Source organism: Kitasatospora sp. NPDC058218 (assembly GCF_042882445.1).
Taxonomy (GTDB): Bacteria; Actinomycetota; Actinomycetes; order Streptomycetales; family Streptomycetaceae; genus Kitasatospora.
In genome coordinates, this window is the sequence record NZ_JBHVWC010000162.1 from 1 (window position 1) to 1,878 (window position 1,878).

Here is a 1,878-nt window from a genome sequence, read left to right on the forward strand (position 1 = left end):
GCTGGAGAAGTCGCTCTTCGCCGACGCCAGGATCGGTGACGAGGAGAAGAAGCTCGCCGACCAGCTGGTGGCGGACCTGAAGGACTGGCAGAAGAGGATCCCCGAGGCGGAGATCACCGCGACCAGCATGGCCAACGGTGCCAAGGAGCTGCTGGACGAGGTCGCCACCGGCAAGATCACCGGCGAGGAGGACCGCTACAGCCACACCGACCTGGCGGACTTCGCCGCCAACGTCGAGGGTGCGAAGAAGGCCTACGAGCTGCTGAAGCCGGTCGCGTCGGAGAAGGACGCGGAGCTGGCCAGGACCCTGGACGCGGAGTTCGCCGCGATCCAGACGCTGCTGGCCAAGTACAAGCAGGCGGACGGCAGCTACACCTCTTACGACAAGGTCACCGAGGCGGAGCGCAAGACCTTCTCCGACGCGGTGAACTCGTTGGGCGAGCCGCTGTCGAAGCTGGCCGCCGCCGTGGTCGTCAAGTAACACCTCCCGGTCAGCAGTGCCGGCCCAGCGGCCGGCACCACCACCCTCCACACCGCCGTGGCGGCCCCAGCGGCCGCCACGGCATCCGTGAGTCAGTACAGAAGGGCCCGCCCGTCGATGGACGCCGAGAACCAGCAGCAGAGCGCGACGCCGGTCGGCACCGAGGCCGACGCCACCACGAGTGAGCGGGGCGGCGCCGGCCGCGGCCCGGTCAGCCGCCGCGCGGTGATCGGTTGGGCGGGCGCGGGTGTCGCGCTCGGTGCGGCGGCGGTGGGTTCGGTCGCCGCCGCTACCCGGCAGGAGGAGGACACCCCCGTGGTGCCGGCCGGCACCGCGGATGTCCCCTTCTATGGTGAGCATCAGGCGGGTATCGCCACCCCCGTCCAGGACCGGTTGCATTTCGCCGCGTTCGACGTGTCGGCGAGTGCGACGCGTGAGTCGCTGGTGAAGATGCTGAAGGAGTGGACGAGGGCGGCCGCGGCGATGACCGGGGGCCGTGAGGTCGGCACGGGTGCGGCCAGTGGTCTGCCGGAGGCGCCGCCGGACGACACGGGTGAGGCCCTGGGCCTGCCCGCCTCCCGGCTGACCCTCACCATCGGCTTCGGCCCCGGCCTGTTCGAGAAGGACGGCGTGGACCGCTTCGGGCTGAGGGCCAGGCGCCCCGAGGCCCTGATCGACCTGCCGGGCTTCAAGGGCGACAAGCTCGACCCGCAGCGCAGCGGCGGTGACCTGTGTGTCCAGGCCTGTGCGGACGATCCGCAGGTCGCCGTGCACGCGATCCGCAACCTGGCCCGGATCGGGATGGGGACGGTGAACATCCGCTGGTCGCAGCTGGGTTTCGGCAAGACGTCCTCCACGACGCCGGACGCGCAGACGCCGCGCAACATGATGGGGTTCAAGGACGGTACCCACAACATCGCGGGGACCGACACGGGGAAGCTGGCCGAGCACGTGTGGGTCGCCCCGGGTGAGGGCGCGGACTGGATGACCGGCGGTTCGTACCTGGTCGCGCGGCGGATCCGGATGCACATCGAGACCTGGGACCGTACCTCGCTCAAGGAGCAGGAGGACGTGTTCGGCCGGACCAAGGGTGAGGGCGCGCCGTACGGCAGGCCCAAGGAGCACGACGCGCCGGATCTGAAGGCGATGCCCGAGGACGCGCATGTGCGTCTGGCCCATCCGGACACCAACAACGGGCTGATGATCCTGCGCCGGGGTTTCTCCTTCACCGACGGCACCGACGGCCTGGGCCGTCTGGACGCCGGCTTGTTCTTCCTCGCCTATCAGCGGGACAGCCGCAAGGCGTTCGTTCCGCTCCAGCAGCGTCTGGCGGGCAGCGACGCGCTCAATGAGTACATCCAGCACGTCGGTTCCGCGCATTTCGCCTGTCCGGCGGG

2 protein-coding genes are annotated in these 1,878 nt (G+C 70.1%); both read left to right on the plus strand.

The window, feature by feature from the left end; translation table 11 throughout:
- A partial coding sequence (locus ACFVYI_RS42395) for an imelysin family protein (protein WP_387895465.1) occupies window positions 1-481 on the plus strand: 481 nt, incomplete at its 5' end.
- 117 nt (window positions 482-598) lie between these two features.
- A partial coding sequence (gene efeB, locus ACFVYI_RS42400; protein ID WP_387895467.1) for an iron uptake transporter deferrochelatase/peroxidase subunit occupies window positions 599-1,878 on the plus strand: 1,280 nt, incomplete at its 3' end.